Below are 22,394 nucleotides of genomic sequence, written 5' to 3'. Positions count from 1 at the left end.
GCCCGCATGCGGGGCGGCCATCGATCCTGCGTTGTGCACGACGGGCTGACCTGAGCAGGGGCGGAAACGACGAAGAGCGGATGCCGAGGCATCCGCTCTTCGTGGGGCTCGGGCCGGGTCAGCCGATGGCGAGGTCGGGCGTCTGCGCGATCTCGCCGCCGGCCACAGCACCGACCGCGACCTTGTCGCCGCGCGGGCCGTGCTCGAAGACGAACTCGCCGTTCTGCGCGTCGACCTTCACATGGTCGCCCGAGTTGAGCTCGCCGTGCAGGATCCGCTCGGACAGACGGTCTTCGACCTCGTGCTGCATCGCGCGACGGAGAGGCCGAGCGCCGAGAGCCGGGTCGAACCCGATCTCGATGAGCCGCTCCTTGGCCGCCAGCGACAGCTCGATCGTCATGTCACGGTCGAGCAGGCGGTCGGCCAGGCGCTTCGTGAACAGGTCGACGATCTGGATCAGCTCGGGCTTGCTCAGCTGCGGGAAGACGATGATGTCATCGACGCGGTTGAGGAACTCGGGCTTGAAGTGCCGCTTGAGCTCTTCCTTGACCTTGCCCTGCATGCGGTCGTACGAGGTCGCGCTGTCGCCCTCGACCTGGAACCCGACCGGACCGCCCGCGATGTCGCGCGCACCCAGGTTGGTGGTCATGATGATGACCGTGTTCTTGAAGTCGATCACGCGGCCCTGACCGTCGGTCAGGCGACCCTCTTCGAGGATCTGCAGGAGCGAGTTGAAGATGTCGGGGTGGGCCTTCTCGATCTCGTCGAACAGCACCACGCTGAACGGCTTCCGGCGCACCTTCTCGGTGAGCTGACCGCCCTCTTCGAACCCGACGAAGCCCGGAGGGGCACCGAACAGCCTCGAGACGGTGTGCTTCTCACCGAACTCCGACATGTCGAGCGAGATCAGCGCGCCCTCGTCGTCGAACAGGAACTCCGCGAGCGCCTTGGCCAACTCGGTCTTTCCGACGCCCGTGGGACCGGCGAAGATGAACGAGCCGTTCGGGCGCTTGGGGTCTTTGAGGCCCGCGCGCTGACGACGGATCGTCTTGGCGAGTGCGGCGATCGCCTCTTCCTGACCGATGACGCGCTGGTGCAGCGCCTTCTCCATGAAGACCAGTCGGCTGGACTCCTCTTCGGTGAGCTTGAAGACGGGGATGCCGGTGGCCTGGGCGAGCACCTCGGCGATCAGTCCCTCGTCGACCACGGCGTGGGAGGCGACGTCGCCGCTCTTCCACTGCTTCTCGAGGCGGAGGCGCTCGGCGAGCAGGCTCTTCTCCTCGTCTCGCAGGCTCGCGGCCTTCTCGAAGTCCTGGTCTTCCGAGGCCTGCTCCTTCTGCTGGCGCACGTTCGAGATCTTCTCGTCGAATTCGCGCAGCTCGGGGGGGCTCGACAGGATCGACAGCCGCAGGCGGGCGCCGGCCTCATCGATCAGGTCGATCGCCTTGTCGGGCAGGAACCGGTCGCTGATGTAGCGGTCGGCCAGGTTCGCGGCGGCGACGATCGCGCCGTCCGTGATCTGCACCTTGTGGTGCGCCTCGTAGCGGTCGCGCAGACCCTTCAGGATGTTGATCGCGTGGGGCAGCGACGGCTCGGCGACCTGGATCGGCTGGAAGCGGCGCTCGAGCGCAGCATCCTTCTCAAAGTGCTTGCGGTACTCGTCGAGCGTGGTCGCACCGATCGTCTGCAGCTCGCCGCGGGCGAGCAGCGGCTTGAGGATCGAGGCCGCGTCGATCGCGCCTTCGGCGGCACCGGCGCCCACCAGCGTGTGGATCTCGTCGATGAAGACGATGATGTCGCCACGCGTGCGGATCTCTTTCGTGACCTTCTTCAGGCGCTCTTCGAAGTCACCGCGGTAGCGGGAACCTGCAATGAGCGAGCCGAGGTCGAGCGAGTAGAGCTGCTTGTCCTTCAGCGTCTCGGGCACGTCGCCCTTGACGATCGCCTGGGCGAGGCCCTCGACGACGGCGGTCTTGCCGACGCCGGGCTCGCCGATCAGCACGGGGTTGTTCTTGGAGCGACGCGAGAGGATCTGCATGACCCGCTCGATCTCTTTCTCGCGCCCGATCACCGGGTCGAGCTTGTTGTCGCGTGCGGCCTGGGTGAGGTTGCGACCGAACTGGTCGAGCACCTGCGAGCCGCCCTGGGCGTTCGGGGTCTGGTCGTGCGCGGCGCCGCTGACGGCGGCCGGCTCTTTGCCCTGGTAGCCCGAGAGCAGCTGGATGACCTGCTGGCGCACCTTGTTGAGATCTGCGCCGAGCTTGACGAGCACCTGTGCGGCCACGCCCTCGCCCTCGCGGATGAGGCCGAGGAGGATGTGCTCGGTTCCGATGTAGTTGTGGCCGAGCTGCAGAGCCTCGCGGAGCGAGAGCTCGAGCACCTTCTTGGCGCGCGGCGTGAACGGGATGTGGCCCGTCGGCTGCTGCTGGCCCTGGCCGATGATGTCCTGCACCTGCTCGCGCACGGCGTCGAGCGAGATGCCGAGAGACTCGAGTGCCTTCGCGGCCACTCCCTCGCCCTCGTGGATCAGCCCGAGCAGGATGTGCTCGGTGCCGATGTAGTTGTGGTTGAGCATCTTCGCCTCTTCTTGGGCGAGGACGACCACACGACGGGCACGGTCCGTGAATCTCTCGAACATCGTCTACTCCTCCAGACGCTCTTCGGGCGCCTTACATCGAGGGTAACGACGGCGCGGATGCCGCAAGCCGTTGTTCGCCGTGGGCGTGACGCGGCGCTTGCGCGCTGCGCGCCGGAGGATCGGGCGATCGTCGGACGATTCCGCCGTCAAACCTCCGACGAAGGCGGGATCCTCCGACGTGCGAAGAACGGCAGCGGCTCAGACCGTGGGACGGCCGTAGGCCTCGAGCCAGCGCAACCAGACCTCGCTCACCGTGGGGTACGACGGCACCGCGTGCCAGAGGCGCTCGAGCGGGACCTCACCGACGATCGCGATCGTGGCGGAGTGGAGCAGCTCGGCGACGTCGGGCCCGACGAAGGTCGCGCCGATCAGCACGCCGCGATCCTCGTCCACGATCGCGCGGGCCTGGCCGACGTACGAGTCCGACACGGTGGACGAGCCCGCGACCCACGAGAGGTCGTAGTCGAGGACGCGGATGCTGCGTCCCGCCGCCCGCGCCGCCTTCTCGGTGAGTCCGACCGACGCCACGACCGGGTCGGTGAAGGTCACCTGCGGCACCGCATCGTGGTCGGCGGTGGCGACGTGCACGCCCCAGGGAGCAGCATCCACCGCTCCCCCGTTGGCACGCGCGACGATGACGTCACCCGCGGCCCTGGCCTGGTATTTGCCCTGGTGGGTGAGGAGCACGCGGTGGTTGACGTCGCCGACGGCGTAGAGCCAGTCGGTGCCGGTGACCAGGAGCGTGTCGTCGACGTCGAGCCATGATCCGGGCTCGAGCCCGACCGAGTCCAGACCGAGGTCGCCCGAGCGCGGCACCCTTCCGGTCGCGACGAGCACCTGCTCGGCGACGACCCGGCCGCCGTCGGAGAGGGTGAGTACGGCGTTCTTGTCGGTGCGGTGCGCGGCTGTCACGTCGACGCCGGCGTGGAAGACGACTCCGAGGTCTTCGAGGGCGGTCTGCACGAGCTCGCCGGCGAACGGCTCCATCGCGGCGAGGAGCCCGGAGCGCACGATCATCGTCACCTTCGTGCCGAACGAGGCGAAGGCGGTCGCCATCTCGGCCCCGACCACTCCCCCGCCGAGGATCGCGAGGGTCGCAGGAACGTCCTGCACGCTCGTGGCGTCGCGGCTGGTCCACGGATCGATCTCGCGGAGGCCGGGGATGTCGGGCAGCAGCGCCGCGGACCCCGTCGCGACGGCGACCGCGTGACGTGCGACCAGGCGGATCTCGCCGCCGTCCTCGCCCGTCACTCGGACCGTCTTCTCGCCGCTCACGCGGCCGTGCCCGCGCACGAGTTCGATGCCCGCGCCCTCCAGCCACTTCACTTGCGACCCGTCATCCCAGTCGTGGGTCGCCACGTCGCGGCGGCGCAGGGCGCCCGCGACGTCCACCCCACCGGTCACGGCCTGCTTGGCCCCGTCGACGGACTCCGCGGCCCGCAGCGCCGCGCCGCTGCGCAGCAGCGCCTTCGAGGGCATGCAGGCCCAATACGAGCACTCCCCGCCGACGAGCTCGCTCTCCACGATCACGCACGACAGCCCGCCCCGCACCACCCTGTCGGCGACGTTCTCGCCGACGGGCCCCGCACCGATCACGATGACGTCGTACTCGCGTGTCTGCATGCATTCACGCTAACGCCCCCGCGCGAGGGCGGGACAGGTATTGACGAACCTCCCGTCGCCGCGCGCGGGAAGACGGAGGGGGCGGATGCTCAGCATCCGCCCCCTCCGTCAGCTCCGTGTCAGCTCAGACCGGCGATCGGGACGGTGATGCTGTCGAACTCCCCACCCGTGAGGAGGACGTCGACGTTCACCCCCGACGTCGCGTCCGCCACTTCGGCGACGGTCACGCGCGGCGCCATGTCGGCGGTGCACACCTGATCGGCCGGCGGTGTGGCGAAGGTCGCGGTGATGAGCTTCGCGCTGGTCGGCTCGGCGCTCTCCAGCTGGGGGACGCACGACGAGCTGCCCCACGACAGGATGAGGAATCCGGTGCCGCTGTACCAGCCGGCCGACGGCAGGTACTCGGTCATCCCGCCGGGGACGCCGGTGAGCTGCGGGTCGCCGACGAGCGAGGTCTCGCCCGCATACGTGCCGGTCACGACGATGGACAGGTCTTTCGTGGGATCGACGCCGGCCGGAAGCGACACGAGGCTCGCCCGGGGAACGAAGTCGCGCGTGCATGCCGCTCCGTCGGGGTCGGTCAGCTCGACGGTGAGGGTCGCGGTCTTGGCGTCGTAGGTCGGTTCGCCGGCGTAGGGCACGCACGTCGAGCTGCCCGAGGTCACGATGCCGACGGCACGGCCCTCATCGAGCCAGGCGGAGCCGAGATCTGCGGGAGCGGTTGAGGAGTCGGGGCTCACCGACGGGGTCGAACCGGTGGAGGACGCACAACCGGCGAGGCCGAGAGCGGAGAGCCCGACGGCGAGGGCAATGGTCAGGACGCGGCGAGACGTGGAGGGCATGATTCGATCCTCGCGGACGCCACTGGGCGAAACCAGGGAAACCGGTCACGGCCTAATAACGGATCCCGGGACCCCTACTGAAGGGCGGAGGTGAGCCGTGCGAGGTTGTCGAGCACGGTCGATCGCAGTGGCTGCTTCTGCCACTCCTCCATCGTGAGCTCGCGGCTGAGCGCGCGGTAGATGTCTTCGACGCCGCGCATCTCGTCCACGAACTCCTCGCCGCGCACGAGCAATGAGATCTCCATGTTGAGGCCGAACGAGCGCATGTCCATGTTGCTCGAGCCGATGACGGCGACCTCGTCGTCGATCGTGAAGCACTTCGTGTGCAGGATGTACGGCTTGCGGTACATCCAGATCTTCACGCCCGCGCGCAGCAGCACCTCGTAGTAGCTGCGCTGAGCGTGGTACACCATCGCCTGGTCGCCCTCCTCCGAGACGAACAGCTCGACATCCACGCCCCGATGGCAGGCTGTGGTGATCGCGAGCAGCATCGCCTCATCGGGCACGAAGTACGGGCTCACGATCGAGATCTTGCGCTGTGCGGCGTACAGCAGTCCGGCGAAAAGTCGCAGGTTCAGTTCGACCTCGAATCCGGGGCCGGACGGCACGACCTGACAATCGAGTTCGCCGGGCCCGATGCCGACGTCGAAGAGGTCGATCTCGTCGGTGAGCACTTCGTCGGTCTCGCTGTACCAGTCCGAGAGGAAGACCGCGTTGACGGATGCCACGACCGGCCCCTCGAGCCGGGTCATCAGGTCGACCCAGTGCAGGCCCCGCTTGATGTTCTTCTTCAGGTTGTACGTCGAGTCGGTGACGTTCTGCGATCCCATGTACGCCGCCGATCCGTCGACGACGAGGAGCTTGCGGTGATTGCGCAGGTCGGGGCGCTGGTACTTGCCCTTGAGCGGTTGCACGGGGAGCATCAGGTGCCACTGGGCGCCCATCTCTGTCAGCCGCTTGAGGGTCTTCTTGTAGAACGGCTTGCCGCGGTTGGCCCAGTGGTCCAGCAGCACACGGACGGTGACGCCCCGGGACGCGACCTCTTCGAGCGCGCGGAAGAAGTTGTCGGTCGAGGCATCCGTCTGCAGGATGTAGAACTCGACGTGCACGTACTCCTTCGCCTCGCGGATGGAGGCGGCCATCGCGTCGAGACTCTCCTGGTAGTCCGAGATCAGGTGCGCCGTGTTGTCGCCGGCGAGCGGCATGGCGCCCAGGTTGCGGTTCATCGTCACCAGCGAGGTGAACCACTCCGGCGCGTTCGGACGGTGGGTGCCGAAATCGAGGTGCGAACTGGTCTCGCTGATGTACTCGTTGATGCGGCGCTGCATCCGGCGGCGCTTTCGCGGCAGCCGGGGCGTGCCGATCACGAGGAACAGCAGCACCCCGATGAACGGGATGAAGTAGATCGCGAGAAGCCACGCCATCGCCGCAGTCGGACGGCGGTTGCGGGGGACGACGATGATCGCGGTGATGCGCACCGTGAGATCGAAGAAGAACACGAAGATCAACCACCACGACGCATCGAAGGTGATATTGATCACGGGCTCTCCTCGCTGGGCGTCACACCAGCGTAGTGGCGGGAGCGGACAGCGTCGTGGCGGGCAGCGACAGCGCGATGCCGCTGCCGGTCAGCGATCCGACGGCAGCGGGGCCGCATCGACCGGCGGCAGGCCGCGCTTGGCGCGTTCCTCGGCCTGCACCTGGGCGTAGACGCGTCGCTCGGTGCGGTCGACCCGGAGGATGCCGCGCAGCACGAAGAAGAAGATCGCGCTGACCACGACGGTGGGCGCGAGCGACCAGACGGCCGCGACCCAGAAGTTCTCCACCCCTCCAGGGTACGCCGTGACGAGGCTCCTCCCGCCCTCCGCGGGGACAGAGCTCATCCGCGCCTCCCCAGCCGGGGTTCATGGACTCTCCATCCCCAAACGGGGGCGGATGCGATCCTGCGGCCGATCCACAGCGTCAGAGTCTTCCCATGACGACGATCGTGAAGGCCGCTGACGCGGCGCAGTTCCTGTCTCTCGTACCGCGGATGCTCGGCTACGCGCCGCGGCGAAGCCTCGTGCTCATCCCATTCGCCAAGTCGCGCAGCCTCGGGGCGATGCGGGTGGATCTCCCGGCACACGACGCCGACGACGCCGCCGCCGCCACCTTCATCGGGATGGTGTGCCGCATCCCGTCGGCGGATGCCGTGGCCGCCGTCGTGTACACCGAGGCCGCGTTCGGCGCCGGCGGAATGCCCGAAGAGGAGTTCGTGCGGGGTGTTCTGCGCCGAGCCGACGCCTGCGGACTGACCGTGAGCGACGCGCTCTGCGTCGGAGCCGACGCGTGGGGGTCGTACCTCGATGACTCCCTCCCTCCCGGCGGTCGGCGGCTCGCCCTTCTCGACGACGCTCCCGCGATCGCCGCTGGGGTTCCCGAGCCGGTCGGCGATCAGTGGTCGGGCGCCGAGCTGCCTCCCGCGGAACCCGCGGAGAAGGAGCGGGTCTCCCGCGCGTTGGAGGCGCTGGTGGCCGCTGTTGAGCTCGTGTGCGGAACGGAGAGCGCCCCCTCGGGAGGATCCGTCGGCAGATCGCCGTGGCGGGCGAAGACGCCGCGTGGAGAAGATCCCCCTGGGGCGGAATCCGGTGGGGAGGAACGGCGGATCGACCCCGCAGCGCTCGCCGCCGTGTGCGATCTCGACGATCTGCCGACCCTGTTCGAAGACGCCCTGCTGTGGGATACCGGCGCGCTGGGCGCATACAGCACGGCACTGTTGATCTGGTGCTTCGCCCGGCCTGCGGTGCGCGACATCGCGCTCGTGCAGTGGTGCGGCGACCTGGAGGACGGTGACGAAGCACTCACTGCTCAGCTGCGGTGGGAGGCGGGTGAGGAGTACCCGGCGCACCTGGCGATGCACATGTGGGGCGAGGGCGTCCAGCCCGATCCCGGCAGGCTCGAGAAGGCGCTCGAGCTGGCGCGGCGCGCCGCCGCGGCCGCGCCGGGCGAGCAGGGCGCGGGGGCCCTGGCGACCTGCGCCTGGCTTTCGTGGGCGCTCGGCCGCTCGACACATGCCGAGCGGTACGCCGCGCACGCGTGCGAACTCGAGCCGGAGCACGGCCTGGCCGAGATCGTGCGATCATTCGTGCTCGCCGGGCACTTGCCCGATTGGGCCTTTCGCGGGAGCCGCGAGTGAGTCGCAGGCGAGGCCAGGCGGCGCTACTTGACCAGCGGGAACAGGATCGTCTCGCGGATGCCGAGCCCGGTGATGGCCATGAGCAGGCGATCGATGCCCATGCCCATCCCACCCGACGGCGGCATGCCGTGCTCGAGCGCCCTGAGGAACTCGTCGTCGATGCGCATCGCCTCCACGTCGCCGCGCGCGGCCAGCTTGGCCTGCTCGATGAAGCGCTCGCGCTGGATGACCGGGTCGACGAGCTCGGAGTACCCCGTCGCCAGCTCGAACCCGCGCACGTAGAGATCCCACTTCTCGACCACGCCGGCGATGGAACGGTGCTCTCGCACGAGCGGGCTCGTGTCGAGCGGGAAGTCCATGACGAACGTGGGACGAGTGAGGCCGCCTTTGACGAAGTGCTCCCACAGCTCCTCGACGTACTTGCCGTGCGTCGGGTGCGGCGGCTCGTCGACCCCGACCTCCCCGGCGAAGGCGACGAGCTCTTCCAGCGACGTTTCGGGCGTGATCGTGCGACCAGCCGCCGCCGAAAGCGACTCGTACATCGAGATGCGGTCCCACTCGCCGCCCAGGTCGTACTCGGTGCCATCGGCCCACGTCACCGTGGTCGAACCCGAGACGGCGATCGCCGCATTCTGGATGAGCTCTTGCGTCATATCGGCGATGCCGTTGTAGTCGCTGTACGCCTCGTAGGCCTCGAGCATCGCGAACTCGGGGCTGTGCGTCGAGTCGGCGCCCTCGTTGCGGAAGTTGCGGTTGATCTCGAACACCCGGTCGATACCGCCGACGACGGCGCGTTTGAGGAACAGCTCGGGCGCGATGCGGAGATACAGCTCGGTGTCGAACGCGTTGGACTTCGTGACGAACGGTCGGGCGGATGCTCCGCCGTGCTGAACCTGCAGCATCGGCGTCTCGACCTCGAGGTAGTCGTGCGCGGCGAAGGTCGCGCGCAGACTCGCGTTCACCTTCGCGCGTGCGCGCACGGTCTCGCGGGCCCGATCACGAACGATGAGGTCGAGGAAACGGCTGCGGACGCGACTCTCCTCGCTGAGCTCGCTGTACATGTTGGGAAGCGGGAGCACCGCCTTCGCAGCGATCTGCCAGTGCGAGACCATGATCGAGAGCTCGCCGCGGCGGCTCGAGATGACCTCGCCGTCGACGAACACGTGATCGCCGAGGTCGACGAGCTCTTTCCAGGCCTGCAGCGAGTCATCGCCGACGACGGCGAGCGACACCATGGCCTGGATGCGGCTTCCGTCGCCCGACTGCAGGGTGGCGAAGCACAGCTTGCCGGTGTTGCGACTGAACACGACACGCCCCGCGACGCCGGCGTTCACTCCTGTTTCGGCTCCCGCCTCGAGCTCGCCGTATTCGGCGCGCAGCGCCGGGATCGTGCTCGTGATCGGCACGGAGACAGGGTAGGCGCCGCCCGCAGCATCCGTCCGCTCGGCGATGAGTCGCTCGCGCTTTGCGAGCCGTACGGCCTTCTGCTCGAAGATGTCTTCTTCGGTCGGCTCGGCGTCGGGCGCGCCGTGGGGCGCGGGCGTTTCGGTCATCGGCGGGCTCCTCGAAGTCTGGCCAAGTCTACCGAGGCCGCGCACTGCGCTCCGCGGTGTACCGGTCGGCGAAGCCGTCCGCGGAGTGTCGGAGATCCGCAGGTTTCCGGAGCTTCGCCGCGGGAATGGTCCGAAGATCTGCGGATCTCCGAGGTTGCGATCCGCGCAGCGCGATGCGGTGACCGAGTAGCGATCACCGCCGGAAGGCGCCCGCAAGCCGCACGCGCGTCATTCGATCACCGGAGGAGGTTCCAGAGCGCCGCCCGCATCCGTCAGCGCGAGGTCGACGGTGGAGTGCACGAGCGCCGACAGGTACGTGGACGGATTGTCGATGCCGGCCCGTCGGAGCGTCACAGCCGCCTGACGGACGATCGAGCGCGAGAACTCGGTCGCCACCGCGATCGCCTCACCGTAGGCCGCGCGGTCGGCCTCGGCCACCACGACCGGTTCGCATCCCAGCTCGACGGCCAGCGCCTGCGCGATCGGCAGCACCGCCGCCGGAGCCGTCACCGCCGCATACGCGGCGGGCAGCTGACGCAGATCCATCGATGTGCCGGTGAAGGTCATCGCGGGATGCACGGCGAGCGGGATCGCTCCTCGCGAGGTCGCCGGTGCGAGCACGTCGATCCCGTAGTCGGGGTCGGTGTGCAGCACGAGCTGGCCGGGCTGCCACGCGGATACCTCGGCGAGGCCGGCGACGAGCCCGGCGAGCTGATCGTGCGGCACGGCGATCACCACGAGCTCGCTCCGGCGCACGACCTCCTGCGCGTCCAGCAGGGGCACACCGGGCAGCATGCCCTCGACGCGTTCGTCGTCCGACCCGTGCGTGATGCCAGTCAGCGCGTGCCCGGCCCCGGCGAGCGCCGCACCGATCACCGGACCGACCCTTCCGGCGCCGATGATGCCGACGCCGAGTCGTCCGTCGCGGTTCATCCCGCCCACCTGTGACTGTGATCGGCCGAAGCCGCCGTGATGGCACCGGCTTCCGCAGCCTCGAACAAGCGCATCGCCTCGTCGCGATCGATGGCGCCCAGCCCGCCGTAGACGCGCCCGGCGATCGTGTGCACACGGGCGGCGGCAACCCCCAGCATCCGGTCGATCGGCCCCTGCTCGATCCCCACGCTCTGCATGCGGGCGAGCGGGAACATGCCGAGCCTTCGCCAGATGAGTCCCCGTCGCGTGAAGATCGCATCCGGCGTGAGCAGAAAGCCGTTGCGCGTCCAGGACAGCGGCCGGAGCAGCCGCGCCCGACGAGGAGTGTTCGTATACGGATCACCGTCGCGCGGGCCGAGGATCCCGTGCTCGAACACGAGCGGCCACTCGCCCTCGGGAATCCCGGGCTGCAACAGCCGCAGCACGCGCTCGACGTCGGCGCGGGTGCCGACGGGGAGCACAGTGGTGAACTGGTCGTTCGCGCCGTCCGCGGCACTTCGCCCCGACAGCCGGTTGACGGTCACGGTCCACCACCCGGCCGGCCGCCACAGGATCGACTGGGTCACTTCGATCGCGTGGATCCTCCCCGGCGGGAGCGTCTCGGTGATCGTCGTGAGCAGACCGTAGGTGATGCGCACGCCGCTGGGGGTGGGCGCGATGGAATAGCGGAGGGCCCGGGTGATGCCGCGTACCCAGTACGTGCCGAACCCGAGCAGCGCGGGGATGAATCCCACGAGCACCCAGGGCGTGCCCACGATCGCGCCCCACACGGTCGCCGCGAGGATCACGATCAGCGCGACCGTCGATCCGCTGAGCAGATGAGATGCCGCAAGCCGGACCGTGGGGATGTGCACGACCGATTCCGGCTGGGCGACGGGCTGCTCCGCCCCGACGATGAGTCCCGTGATCCCGGCGCTCACCGCCGATGCTGCCGCGGTCGTGCGGCGGGGCGGCGCGCCCTCCGGAGCGGAGCGACCGGCGGCGAGGCGGAGGCCCGACGCGAGCTGGAGGATGTCGGCGCGCACCTCCTCGGCGGCCGCCGTCGACAGGTACTCCAGCTTGACGTTCGCATCGAGCCCTCCCCCTACGACCTCGAGCTTGGCCATCCCGCACAGCCGCGCGAACATCGGGCGCGTGAGGTTGACGCCCTGCACGCGATCCAGCGGCGCGCGGCGATGGGTGCGGAAGAGCACCCCGCTGCGCACCTCGACGTCGTCGTCGGTGATGCGGAAGGTATGGAACCGCCACGAGACGTAGAACAGCACGAACACGACGACGGCGATCCCCAGCACGACCACGAGCGCGATGAGGATCAGGTTGTGGCTCAGGATGTAATCGACCGGGTCGGGCGGCAACCCCCCGCCGGGCAGCTGCGGCAGGAACCACTCGATGAGTCGCTCGCGCAGATTGGCGATCACCACGCCGACGATCACGACGAGGAACAGTCCCCCGCGGAAGAGAGGGGTCAGCGGGTGGAGCCTATGCCACTCACCGTCGCTCAACGGCGACGCCGCAGCCCCGGGCGAAAGCGGCGCGGAAGTCTCAGAATCGGGGATGCCGGTCACAGCCCGGTCCGTCTGCTCTCGGCCACATCGATGAGCGTGTCTCGAAGGCGCTCGGCTGCCTCTTGGGTGAGCCCGGGGATCGTGACGCCGCTGGACGCGGCCGCTGTCACGAGCTTGAGCTGCGCGATGCCGAACCCGCGGTCCAGAGGTCCGTGCGAAATGTCGACCAGCTGCATGCGGCCGTACGGCACGGCCACCATGCGCTGCCACAGGATGCCGCGGCGCATGACCAGGTCGTCGGCGCGCAGCTGGTAACCGTACGCACGTGCCTGACGTGGAGTGATCGCGAGCGTCCAGACCAGGATCACCAGGACGATTCCCGCCGGGATCCAGACCCACAACTGGTGCACCCACAGACTCAGCGCCAGCGCGACGGCGAGCACGACGAGCAGCACGGTCGTCGTGGAGATCAGCCGCACCCACACGTACGCCCGCGCCAGCTGGTGCCACGCGCCGTCGCCCAGCGGCAGCCGTGCCGCCCCGCGCGGTTGCCGTATCCGGTCGAACGTCCGCGCGTCGAGCACCTCGTCCCGACCGCTGCGCTCCGACGGATCAGTGGCTGCGGTCGGAGAGTCCGGCGTCGCCGCCGGCTCCGGGGTGTTCGTCATCGTCGTCCTTCCGGATGGTGCACAGGTGCTCGGAGATCAGGGCGGCCGTGATGAGGATCGCGCAGGCGACCCCCGTCAGGATGATCGCCCCCACAGAGCCTACCGAGGGGCTGACCGGGCGGGTGAGGAGGAAGACCAGGAGCCCCACCGCGAGGCCGCCCACCGCGGCGCCCACGATGCTCGACGCCTTCGCGAGCATCGCGACTCGAAGGGCCCGGAACGGATTGACCGGCGCTCCCGCCCTGCCGCGCGTCGCGCGACGGATCGGGATGGCCAGCGCGAGGGTGAGGAGCCCGAGCAGGACGAGCAGGATCGGGAGCGTGATCACCGGAGTGAAGGTGGGCCGACCGGCAGCGGTGAGGGCGTTGTCGAGCAGGAAGCCGACCGCGAGACCGATGACGGCGGACAGGAGCAGGATGCCCGGACTCGTGCGCTTCACGGGGCCTCCTCCGACTCGCGCAGTGCCGCCAGGAGCGCGTCGACCCGCCCCGCTCCGGGGAGGACGGCGTCGGGATCGAGCGATACCCACGGAGCGAGCACGAAGTCGCGCTCGGCAGCGCGCGGATGGGGAAGGATCAGCGTGGGAGTCGCGCTCGAGACGTCGCCGTAGGCGATGAGATCCAGGTCGAGCGTGCGGTCGCCCCACCGCTCGCGGCGTTCGCGCCCGTGGCGCGCCTCGATCGCGTGCAGATACTCCAGGAGCACCGTCGGCGCGAGGCGCGTCGTGACGAGGGCGACCGAGTTGAGATACGCGGGGGCCCCGGCATCCGGCCCTCCGGGCTTGACAGCCACCGACTCCACCGGGGTCGCCGCCCGCACCTCGTCGACCAGCGGGAGGGAACGGAGCGCGTCGACCGCGGCCGACAGAGTCGCCGCCCGATCGCCGAGGTTGGCACCGAGCGCCACGACGGCGACCACGGGTTCATGCGAAACCGGGGTCACTTCACCGTCGAACCCCTGAGCGAGGCGGCGATTCATCGGGCGTCCCTCGATCGTGTGACCGTGACCGAGACATCGTCGAACGAGAGCGGGATCGGCGCGGAGGGCTTGTGCACGGTCACCCGCACGATTCGCACGGCGTAGTCCGCGAGAAGCCGATCCGCGATCCGCGTCGCGAGAGTCTCGAGCAGGTTGACGGGTTCGCCGCCGACGATCGCGGCCACCTGCTCCGCCACCACGCCGTAGTGAACCGTGTCGGCGACGTCGTCGGTCTGGGCGGCGCGGCCGATGTCGAGCATCAACGTCAGGTCGACGACGAAGTCCTGACCGTCCCGACGCTCGTGATCGTAGACGCCATGCCGACCGAAGACCCGCAGGCCGGTCAGCCGGATCTCGTCGATGACATCCACCGGCTCTCCCCCTCCCAGCTCAGTGAGACGCGCAGCGCATCCCGCGTCGCCGCGACATCGTGCACGCGCACCGCCCACGCGCCGCCCTGGGCGGCGAGAACGCTCGTGACGGCGGTGGCCAGGTCCAGTCGCGACGTCGCGACCGGCTCGTCCCCCTCGTCATCGGCCGTGATCGCCTCGCTCAGGAAGCGCTTCCGGCTCGTACCGACGAGCACCCGCATGCCTCGGGCCGTGAGGCGCGGCAGCGCGCGCAGCACACCCCAGTTCTGGTCGCCCTTCTTGCCGAATCCGACGCCCGGATCGGTGATCAGACGAGCGGGGGGGATGCCGGCAGCCTGCGCCGCATCGACGCGCTCCCCCAACTCGGCGACGACGTCGCGCGCCACGTCGTCGTACTGGGCGCGGGCGTACATGTCGGCGGAGTGGCCGCGCCAGTGCCCGAGCACGAGGTCGGCATCGGTGGAGGCGACCGCCGCCAGCAGCTCGGGATCGGCGAGGCCGCCCGATACGTCGTTGACGATACGGGCGCCCGCCGCGACGGCGGCAAGGGCGGTCGTGGCGTTCATGGTGTCGATGCTGACCGCGATGCCCGCGGCAGCGAGTCCGCGCACGACAGGGAGCACGCGTTCCTGCTCGAGGAGGGGGTCGACGCGCTGGGCGCCGGGACGCGTGGATTCGCCGCCCACATCCAGCAGGTCGGCGCCGTGGGCACGGAGGCGCAGTCCGTGCGCGATCGCCGCATCCGGATCGAGGAACCTCCCGCCGTCGCTGAAGGAATCGGGCGTGACATTCACGATGCCCATGATCAGGGTGGTCATGTCACTCCGGTCCCGGGGTCCTGGAAGCGCCCAGGAGTGCGATCAGCTCGGCGCGGGCGACGGGATCGGCCAGCTCTCCGCGCGCCGCGATCGTGACCGTCGACGCATCGGGCTGCTTGCCACCGCGCATCGTGACGCACTCGTGCGAGGCATCGAGCACGACGAGCACTCCGCGGCTGTCGAGCGCGGTCGAGATCGTGTCGGCGATCTGCTCCCCCAGCCGCTCCTGCACCTGAGGTCGCGCAGCGAGGATCTCGACCACCTTCGGAAGCGCGCCCAGCCCGACGACCTGTTCGCCAGGCAGGTAGGCGATGTGCGCCATCCCGCGGAAGGGAAGCAGGTGATGTTCGCACACGGACCGGAACCGGATGTCGCGGAGCATCACCGCGCCGGACGGAAGCGTGTCGGGCGCCGGCCCCCGCGCAACGGAGATCGTATGGGCCAGGGGGGCCGCAGCATCCGCCCCCACGCCCGCGAAGAACTCGCCGTACGATTCGGCGACGCGTTCGGGGGTCATCCGCAGCCCGGGACGATCGGGGTCTTCTCCGATCGCCTCGAGCAGCTCGCGCACGAGCGAGACGACACGCTCATGATCGACGGCCACAGGCCGAGCCTACGCGGTCGCGGGACGCGCCTGTCCGCTGGGGCGGAGGCGCGGCGCCTTCTCGGCGGCCGTCTGCTCTGCCTCGACCGACGCGGCCAGACCCGCCTCGTGACGACGCTGCGGCACCTCGACGGGAGGACGCTGCGACACCGGGCGCTCATTGCTCGAGAGCCACTGCGGACGCGGGGGAAGACGCTTGACGTCTTTGAAGATCTCCGCGAGCTCGAGGTGGTCGAGCGTCTCTTTCTCGAGCAGCTCCAGGGCGAGGCGATCGAGCACATCGCGGTTGTCGTTGATGACCTGGTAGGCCTCGTTGTGCGCCTGCTCGATGAGCGCGCGCACCTCGACGTCGACCCGTTCGGCGATCTTCTCGCTGAACTCGCGACCGTGACCCATGTCGCGGCCCATGAAGACCTCGCCGCTCGCGGCGCCGAGCTTGACCGGGCCGACTTCGTTCGTCATGCCGTACTCGGTCACCATCTTGCGGGCGATGCCTGTGGCCTTCTCGATGTCGTTGCTGGCACCGGTCGTGGGGTCGTGGAACACGATCTCTTCGGCGACACGGCCGCCCATCGCGTACGTCAGCTGATCCTGCAGCTCGTTGCGGGTGATGGAGTACTTGTCGTCCAGCGGCAGGACCATCGTGTACCCGAGCGCCTTCCCGCGGGGAAGGATCGTGACCTTGGTCACCGGATCGGTGTTGTTCATCGCGGCTGCCGCGAGCGCGTGACCACCCTCGTGGTACGCCGTGATCAGCTTCTCCTTGTCGCGCATGACGCGCGTGCGGCGCTGCGGACCGGCGATCACGCGGTCGATCGCCTCGTCGAGGGCGCGGTTGTCGATGAGCTGCGCGTTCGAGCGCGCCGTCAGCAGCGCCGCCTCGTTCAGCACGTTCGCCAGATCGGCACCCGTGAATCCGGGGGTCTTGCGGGCGACGACCTCGAGGTCGACGCCGTCGGCGAGCGGCTTGCCACGGCCGTGCACCTCGAGGATCTTCTTGCGACCCTTGAGGTCGGGGGCGTCGACACCGATCTGACGGTCGAAGCGGCCGGGGCGCAGGAGTGCGGGGTCGAGGATGTCGGGACGGTTGGTCGCGGCGATGACGATCACGTTGACCTTGGGGTCGAACCCATCCATCTCGACCAGCATCTGGTTGAGGGTCTGTTCACGCTCGTCGTGACCGCCGCCCATTCCGGCACCGCGATGGCGGCCGACGGCGTCGATCTCGTCGATGAAGATGATTGCGGGGCTGGATTCCTTCGCCTGGTTGAAGAGGTCGCGCACGCGGCTCGCGCCGACGCCGACGAACATCTCCACGAAGTCCGATCCGGAGATCGAATAGAACGGCACCCCGGCCTCACCGGCGACGGCGCGGGCGAGCAGTGTCTTTCCTGTTCCTGGAGGGCCGTACAGGAGCACGCCCTTCGGGATGCGGGCGCCCACGGCCTGGAAGCGAGCGGGATCCTTCAGGAAGTCCTTGATCTCCTGCATCTCTTCGATCGCCTCATCCGACCCCGCGACGTCTTGGAACGTGACCGTCGGCGACTCTTTCGACACGAGCTTGGCCCGGGATTTGCCGAACTGCATGACCTTGCTGCCGCCGCCCTGGGCGCTGGACATCAGGAACCAGAAGAGGAGGCCGAGCAGGAGGATCGGCACGAGGAGCGAGATGATCCCGTCGAACCAGCTCGCCTTCGGCACGGCGTCGTTGAAGCCGTCCTTCGGGTTGGCCGCGTTGACCGCGTTCACGACCTCGTTCGCGCGCGCCGACACGTAGTAGAACTGCACGTCGTTGGCGCCCTGGTACTGCTCGGAGAGCTTCATGTCCACGCGCTGGTCGCCGTCGGTGTTGGTGACCTCGGTGACCGTCGAGCCCTTGAGCAGCTCGAGCCCCTCCTGAGTGGAGATCTGCTTGGCGCCCCCGAGGCTCGAGATCAGCGAGAAGCCCACGATGAGGAACACCCCGATCAACAAGACGTAGATCAGGGGGTTGCGGGTGATCTTCTTGAAGTCCATGGTGCGGGCCGGGCCCGTTCCCTTTCGTCGACGATCCGCGCGAACACGGTCAAATCAGGGTAGCGCGGCGATTCTGTGGCTAGCCTGCGTATTCGCGGGATTCGCCGTGGGCGTACTCGCCGTGCTCCCCGGGGGAACGGCGTCGCGACCGGTCAGGCGTACACGTGCGGCGCGAGCACCGCGACATCGCGCAGGTTGCGGTACTTCTCGGCGTAGTCGAGGCCGTAGCCGACGACGAAATCGTTGGGGATGTCGAACCCCACGTAGCGGCATTCGACGTGCACCTTCATGGCGTCGGGCTTGCGCAGCAGCGCCAGCACCGAAACCGACTTCGCGCCGCGCGACGCGAAGTTCTCCAGCAGCCAGCTGAGCGTGAGGCCCGAATCGATGATGTCCTCCACGATCAGGACGTCCTTGTCGTGCAGATCGGTGTCGAGGTCTTTGCGGATCTGCACGACGCCGCTCGATCGCGTCCCTGTGCCGTACGACGAGACGGCCATCCAGTCCATCATGATGTGCCGCGGCAGTGCCCGGGCGAAGTCGGCCATCACCATGACCGCACCCTTCAGGACGCCGACGAGCAGCAGATCCTTGCCCTCGTAGTCCACCAGCACCTGCTCGGCCAGCTCCTGCAGCTTGTCTTGGATCTGCTCCTCGGTGACGAGGATCTCGGTCAGGTCGTCGGAGATGTCGGCCGCGCGCATGGTCAGAGCGTACCCGTGAACACGATCAGCGATCCGGAGCGGTGGGCGCGGCATCCCGGTAGATCGATCGGTCCCTGCCCCGCCCAGTCGGTGACCAGCCGGGCGACCTCCAGGGTCTGAGCGCGCGTCAGGCTCTGGTGGAACTCGCTCGCGACGACGTGCCGGATGATCCGGTGCCGCAGGGCCGGGGGGTTCGCCGCGAGCGCCGGCACCGAGACCGAGATGCCGGCTTCGGCATGCTCGACGATGTCTTCGATCGTCTCGTCGATCATCTCGGCGAACGCCTCGCCGTCTTCGCGCAGCTGCTCGGCGGTGCGTGCGAGCGCCTCGGCGATGCCGGGGCCGAGCTCTGCCTCCAGCGCGGGCAGGACCCGCTCCCGGACCCGGACGCGCGCGAAGCGCGGATCGACGTTCTGGGGGTCGTCCCAGGGGCGGAGATCCTCGGCCGCGCACGAGGCGCGCGTCGTCACGCGACGCACGCCGAGGAGCGGCCTGAGCAAGGCGATGCCGTCCAGATCCGATGCCGGAGCCATGCCCTGCAGACTCGCGCCGCCCGCTCCGCGCGCGAGCCCCAGGAGAACCGTCTCGGCCTGGTCGTCGAGCGTGTGACCGACCAGGATCGCGGCGGCACCGGCATCCCGCGCGACGCCGATCAATGCGGCGTAGCGGGCCTCGCGGGCCGCTGCCTCGGGACCGCCGTCGGTGCCGACGTCGACCGTGACGATGCGCGCCTCGGCGCCGAGTGCGGTCGCGGCGCGCGCGGCGGTGGCCGCCGCATCCGCCGACCCCGGCTGGAGGCCGTGGTCGACCGTCGCGGCGACCACGCGCAACCCGAGCTTGCGCCCCTCGAAGACCGTCGCGGCGGCGAGCGCGAGCGAGTCCGCTCCGCCCGACAGCCCCACCACGACCGTCGAGCCGTGCCCGAGCGGCTCGAGCGCACGGCGGACCGCCCGCCGTACCTCGGCGACGGAGGGGTCGAGGCCAGGTCTGTGCGTCACGAGCCCACGGTACCGGCCGCTCCTCGTGCACAACGCAGGATCGATCCTCCGAAACTCGGGCGACACGCCGGTTTTCGCCGCCACCGAGGGGGATCGGTCCTGCGTTCTGCACGGCGGAGGGCCCGCACTAGGCTGGTCGCGGCATCCGGGCGCCTGCAGATGCCCCACACACCAACGGAGGAACACAGCCATGGCCGCACACGACGCCGTCATCGAGATCCCGCGCGGCAGCCGCGTCAAGTACGAGGTCGACCACGGCACCGGGCGCGTCTATCTCGACCGCGTGCTGTTCACGCCCATGGGCTACCCGGCCGACTACGGCTTCTTCGACAACACGCTCGGCGAGGACGGCGACCCGCTGGACGTGCTCGTGCTTCTGGACGTTCAGCTCTTCCCCGGCGTGATGGTCAACGTCCGCCCGGTCGGCGTGCTCAAGATGAGCGACGAGGCCGGGGGCGACGACAAGCTCGTGGCCGTGCTGACGAAGGACCCGCGCTGGAGCCACATCCAGGATCTCGCCGACATCCCCGACTACACGAAGAAAGAGATCGAGCACTTCTTCGAGCACTACAAAGACCTCGAGCCGAACAAGTGGGTCAAGGTCGACGCATGGGGCGACAAGGCCGAGGCCGACCGCATCCTCGCCGAAGCGATCGTGCGCTTCGAGGAGCACGAGGGTCAGACCAAGACGCAGGGCGAGGGCGAATCGCCCAAGACGATCTGAGTCAAGACGCGGACTCCTGACACGGAGGGCGGATGCTGCGCGCAGCGCATCGTCCGCCTTTCGCGTCCGTGCGGACAGAGGCGGGTCAGACCGAGATGCCCCGCGCGGCCATGAACGGACCGGGGTCGACGGTCGAGCCGTTCACGTAGACCTCGAAGTGGAGGTGGCAGCCGAACGAGTTGCCCGTATTGCCTTCCGCCGCGATCTGGTCGCCGGCGTTGACCCACTGCCCGTAGCTCACGTAGATCCCCCCCGGAGCGATGTGGCCGTAGCCGGTCGCGATGCCGCCGCCATGGTCGATCTTGATGTAGTTGCCGTAGCCGCCGTTGTAGCCGGCATAGACGACTGTGCCCGCTGTCGCCGCGACGATGCTCGAGTAGCAGCCGGCCGCGAGGTCGACGCCTTCGTGGAAGCCGCTCGAGCAGTAGCCGTTTCCGCACTGCACGTAGCGGTAGCCGTAGCCGGAGCTCTCCTCGCCCCAGTTCGGACGCACCCACCCGGAGCCGCCACCGCCGCCGCCCCCACCACCGCCATTGGCCGCTGCGGCAGCCGCGGCCTCGTCGGCGAGGCGCTGGGCCTCGGCGCGGAGCGCTGCCTGGCGCTGCTCCTCGGCGATACGGGCCGCCTCGACACCGGCCTGGTAGTCGGCGATCGTCTTGGCGGTGTTGTCCTGAAGAGCGGCGAGCTGGGCCTGGAGGGTTGCGAGGTTGGCGGTCTGAGCATCCAGCGCCGCCTTCGCGGCGTCGGCCGCCTGCTGCGCGGCCGCCATCTTCTGCTCGGCGTCCTTCTGCATGCGGTCTCGCTCGTCACGGGCCTTGACGGCGGTATCGCTCAGGTTCTGGGCCGAGTCGCGCGCCGTGACGGCGTCGGCGTACACGGCTTTGTTCTGGGCGATGAGCTTGTCCATCGTGCCGAGGCGTGCCAGCAGATCGTCGGTCGACGCGGCCGACCCCGCGAAGAAGAGCTGCAGCGAGGTGTCGTCGCTGCCGTTGCGGTAGAGCTGTGCGGCGACGCGGCCGGCCTTGTTGGCCGCATCCGTCGCGAGTGCCGCCTGCTGATCGGCCTGCTGCTGAAGCTCGTTGGCGCGACGCGCCTGCTCGAAGAACTTCTGCTGCGCCTCGTAGAACACATCGGATGCCGCGATCGACGCCGCCTGCGTGCGCGCGACGTCGTCGTTGAGGCCCTGGATGAGGCTCTGGATGTTCGCGACCTGCGCGGCTTTGGCCGCTTCGTTCGACTTCGCGGCCTGCACGTCGTCCCACGAGGGGTAATCGGCGGCGAACGCGCGCGGAAGATACGGTGCCCCGACGGCCCCGATGACGCCGAGCGCCGCGACGCCGAGCGCACCGAAGGTCAGGGCCTTGCGGCGACTGACGGCGCGACCAGGTGTGGCGAAGGCTTTGAGCTCGTCAGGGGTCGGTCCGCAGCCACAGTCGACGCCGTCCGCGCTCGAAGAACGCTGAAGCTGGTCTTCCACTGGGGGCCTCCCGTCGCGAACAACATCCATCACACTAGCAACACGAGTCACAAGCGCAACGGGGTGAGCGCGAAATATCGGTCGCGCCGAGAAGACGGCGCCATCGCTCATCCTCACCCGCGTGCGTACGAATGATCGCTCGGCGCGCCCCCGATTGGCGGATCCGCGGTCGATTGCGTATGCTTGAGCGTCGGCAAGCGTGAGCCCTCGGGCTCGCCCGGCCCCATCGTTTAGTGGCCTAGGACGCCGCCCTTTCACGGCGGTAGCACGGGTTCGAATCCCGTTGGGGTCACTTTTCGACATCACAACTCAATACGCATGGCCCTGTAGCGCAGTTGGTTAGCGTGCCGCCCTGTCACGGCGGAGGTCGCGGGTTCAAGTCCCGTCAGGGTCGCTTCGAGCGACGGGCCCTTTTCGCGAGAGAAGGGCCCTTCGTTTCGAGCGCGACATCCATGGATGCTGCGCGGCTCTGTAGCTCAGTTGGTAGAGCGCACGACTGAAAATCGTGAGGTCACGGGATCGACGCCCGTCGGAGCCACTGGCCCTTCTTCAGGCTTCTACTGGAGGAGGGCCTTTTATTTTGCTCGTTCAACTCGGGCGGTACCTGGCCGGTTCACCGACAGCGTGCTGACGCTGCGGCGCCTCTAGCCATTCGCGATCGTCGGAGGATCGGGCCGATGTCGGAGGATTCGCGCCGAATCCTCCGACATGCGGCCGATCCTCCGACTTTGGCGGGCGGGCGAGCGGGCGGGGGCGAGTTGCGCCGG

The 22,394-nt window shown here is 68.9% G+C and carries 20 protein-coding genes and 3 tRNA genes; 5 read left to right on the top strand and 18 right to left on the bottom strand.

Annotated features, from left to right (window positions below):
* Positions 1-118 precede the first annotated feature (118 nt).
* From F6B43_RS15455 to F6B43_RS15435, 5 genes are all read right to left on the bottom strand, one after another.
* Entirely contained in the window at positions 119-2,638 is a 2,520-nt protein-coding gene (locus F6B43_RS15455) for an ATP-dependent Clp protease ATP-binding subunit (RefSeq protein ID WP_150449875.1), read from the bottom strand.
* A gap of 198 nt (positions 2,639-2,836) precedes the next feature.
* Positions 2,837-4,261 (bottom strand): dihydrolipoyl dehydrogenase family protein, encoded by a 1,425-nt coding sequence (locus F6B43_RS15450; protein WP_150449874.1) that lies wholly within the window; start codon positions 4,259-4,261, stop codon positions 2,837-2,839.
* A gap of 119 nt (positions 4,262-4,380) precedes the next feature.
* A complete protein-coding gene (locus F6B43_RS15445) occupies positions 4,381-5,103 on the bottom strand; it encodes a hypothetical protein (RefSeq protein ID WP_150449873.1) in 723 nt (240 codons plus the stop codon).
* Between the two features lie 74 nt (positions 5,104-5,177).
* Positions 5,178-6,644: a cardiolipin synthase gene (cls, locus tag F6B43_RS15440; protein ID WP_150449872.1), complete on the bottom strand. Its 1,467-nt coding sequence runs from the start codon at positions 6,642-6,644 to the stop codon at positions 5,178-5,180.
* An 87-nt stretch (positions 6,645-6,731) separates the two neighbouring features.
* The gene (locus F6B43_RS15435) at positions 6,732-6,986 is read right to left on the bottom strand and encodes a hypothetical protein (RefSeq protein WP_246159995.1); all 255 of its coding nucleotides are present in this window, start codon (positions 6,984-6,986) and stop codon (positions 6,732-6,734) included.
* Positions 6,987-7,078: 92 nt separating this feature from the next.
* On the opposite strand from F6B43_RS15435, the gene F6B43_RS15430 reads away from it, so the two are divergent.
* Entirely contained in the window at positions 7,079-8,278 is a 1,200-nt protein-coding gene (locus F6B43_RS15430; RefSeq protein ID WP_150449871.1) for a DUF4192 family protein, read from the top strand.
* A 23-nt stretch (positions 8,279-8,301) separates the two neighbouring features.
* Here F6B43_RS15430 and lysS read toward each other — a convergent pair whose 3' ends face one another.
* From lysS to tilS, 12 genes are all read right to left on the bottom strand, one after another.
* Positions 8,302-9,831, bottom strand: coding sequence for a lysine--tRNA ligase (gene lysS / locus F6B43_RS15425; protein ID WP_150449870.1), 1,530 nt, complete (start codon positions 9,829-9,831; stop codon positions 8,302-8,304).
* Positions 9,832-10,059: 228 nt separating this feature from the next.
* The gene (locus tag F6B43_RS15420) at positions 10,060-10,764 is read right to left on the bottom strand and encodes a DUF2520 domain-containing protein (RefSeq protein WP_150449869.1); all 705 of its coding nucleotides are present in this window, start codon (positions 10,762-10,764) and stop codon (positions 10,060-10,062) included.
* Entirely contained in the window at positions 10,761-12,329 is a 1,569-nt protein-coding gene (locus F6B43_RS15415) for a PH domain-containing protein (protein WP_246159994.1), read from the bottom strand. The genes F6B43_RS15420 and F6B43_RS15415 overlap by 4 nt, the downstream gene beginning before the upstream one ends.
* Entirely contained in the window at positions 12,326-12,937 is a 612-nt protein-coding gene (locus F6B43_RS15410; RefSeq protein WP_150449868.1) for a PH domain-containing protein, read from the bottom strand. Before F6B43_RS15410 ends, F6B43_RS15415 begins: the two co-directional genes overlap by 4 nt.
* Positions 12,882-13,376, bottom strand: a complete 495-nt coding sequence (locus F6B43_RS15405; RefSeq protein WP_150449867.1) for a DUF3180 domain-containing protein — start codon at positions 13,374-13,376, stop codon at positions 12,882-12,884. Before F6B43_RS15405 ends, F6B43_RS15410 begins: the two co-directional genes overlap by 56 nt.
* Positions 13,373-13,915 (bottom strand): 2-amino-4-hydroxy-6-hydroxymethyldihydropteridine diphosphokinase, encoded by a 543-nt coding sequence (gene folK / locus F6B43_RS15400; RefSeq protein WP_150449866.1) that lies wholly within the window; start codon positions 13,913-13,915, stop codon positions 13,373-13,375. The genes F6B43_RS15405 and folK overlap by 4 nt, the downstream gene beginning before the upstream one ends.
* A complete protein-coding gene (gene folB / locus F6B43_RS15395) occupies positions 13,912-14,286 on the bottom strand; it encodes a dihydroneopterin aldolase (RefSeq protein ID WP_150449865.1) in 375 nt (124 codons plus the stop codon). The genes folK and folB overlap by 4 nt, the downstream gene beginning before the upstream one ends.
* Positions 14,259-15,104 (bottom strand): dihydropteroate synthase, encoded by an 846-nt coding sequence (folP, locus tag F6B43_RS15390; protein WP_150449864.1) that lies wholly within the window; start codon positions 15,102-15,104, stop codon positions 14,259-14,261. Before folP ends, folB begins: the two co-directional genes overlap by 28 nt.
* A gap of 1 nt (position 15,105) precedes the next feature.
* Entirely contained in the window at positions 15,106-15,708 is a 603-nt protein-coding gene (gene folE / locus F6B43_RS15385) for a GTP cyclohydrolase I (protein WP_150449863.1), read from the bottom strand.
* A gap of 9 nt (positions 15,709-15,717) precedes the next feature.
* On the bottom strand, positions 15,718-17,724 hold the full coding sequence (gene ftsH, locus F6B43_RS15380; protein WP_150449862.1) for an ATP-dependent zinc metalloprotease FtsH: 2,007 nt from the start codon (positions 17,722-17,724) through the stop codon (positions 15,718-15,720).
* 152 nt (positions 17,725-17,876) lie between these two features.
* Complete coding sequence (gene hpt / locus F6B43_RS15375; protein ID WP_150449861.1) at positions 17,877-18,428, bottom strand: hypoxanthine phosphoribosyltransferase; 552 nt, start codon at positions 18,426-18,428, stop codon at positions 17,877-17,879.
* 2 nt (positions 18,429-18,430) lie between these two features.
* Positions 18,431-19,426, bottom strand: a complete 996-nt coding sequence (gene tilS / locus F6B43_RS15370) for a tRNA lysidine(34) synthetase TilS (RefSeq protein WP_246159993.1) — start codon at positions 19,424-19,426, stop codon at positions 18,431-18,433.
* A gap of 190 nt (positions 19,427-19,616) precedes the next feature.
* Here tilS and ppa point away from each other — a divergent pair, with 190 nt between their 5' ends.
* Entirely contained in the window at positions 19,617-20,150 is a 534-nt protein-coding gene (gene ppa / locus F6B43_RS15365) for an inorganic diphosphatase (RefSeq protein WP_150449859.1), read from the top strand.
* Positions 20,151-20,235: 85 nt separating this feature from the next.
* On the opposite strand, the gene F6B43_RS15360 is transcribed toward ppa, so the two are convergent.
* Complete coding sequence (locus tag F6B43_RS15360) at positions 20,236-21,627, bottom strand: M23 family metallopeptidase (protein WP_246159992.1); 1,392 nt, start codon at positions 21,625-21,627, stop codon at positions 20,236-20,238.
* A gap of 219 nt (positions 21,628-21,846) precedes the next feature.
* On the opposite strand from F6B43_RS15360, the gene F6B43_RS15355 reads away from it, so the two are divergent.
* From F6B43_RS15355 to F6B43_RS15345, 3 genes are all read left to right on the top strand, one after another.
* Positions 21,847-21,919, top strand: a tRNA-Glu gene (locus F6B43_RS15355).
* Between the two features lie 28 nt (positions 21,920-21,947).
* A tRNA-Asp gene (locus F6B43_RS15350) sits at positions 21,948-22,021 on the top strand.
* A 71-nt stretch (positions 22,022-22,092) separates the two neighbouring features.
* A tRNA-Phe gene (locus tag F6B43_RS15345) sits at positions 22,093-22,165 on the top strand.
* Positions 22,166-22,394: the final 229 nt, after the last annotated feature.

Origin of the sequence: Microbacterium rhizomatis (genome assembly GCF_008710745.1) — a bacterium.
In the GTDB taxonomy this organism is placed as follows: Bacteria; Actinomycetota; Actinomycetes; order Actinomycetales; family Microbacteriaceae; genus Microbacterium; species Microbacterium rhizomatis.
Note: the sequence above shows the minus strand (reverse complement) of the source record. Positions and strands in the feature narration are given on the sequence as shown.